This is a genomic window from Guyparkeria halopsychrophila (assembly GCF_044582135.1).
Taxonomy (GTDB): Bacteria; Pseudomonadota; Gammaproteobacteria; order Halothiobacillales; family Halothiobacillaceae; genus Guyparkeria.
Map to the genome: position 1 here is coordinate 1 of NZ_JBDODP010000076.1, position 280 is coordinate 280.

Sequence of the window (280 nt, forward strand, 5' to 3'; positions counted from 1 at the left end):
ACCAGCTCTCCTTGGCCATCCGACGCAAGACCTCCACTTTGAAAGCCGAGGAATAGTGTTGGCGGCGCGTTTCCAGCCCGTCCTTTCCGTGCGCGCCGTAAAGGGCACACCACTGCCGGACCAAGCTGTGGTCAATCTGGAAATGCTGGGCTGTCGCCTTGCTTCCGGCATCGTGCTGTTCCCGATACCGGATCACACGCAGCTTAAACGCCGATGAATATTTCGCCATAAGAAAACCCCTGTCAGTTGGATTGGTGTCCAACTTTCAGGGGTCACTTCA

1 protein-coding gene is annotated in these 280 nt (G+C 56.1%); it reads right to left on the minus strand.

What is annotated here, in order from left to right; all coding sequences use genetic code 11:
* On the minus strand, positions 1–229 hold a 229-nt coding region (locus tag ABGV18_RS11555), incomplete at its 3' end, for a transposase (RefSeq protein ID WP_396586156.1).
* Positions 230–280 lie beyond the last annotated feature (51 nt).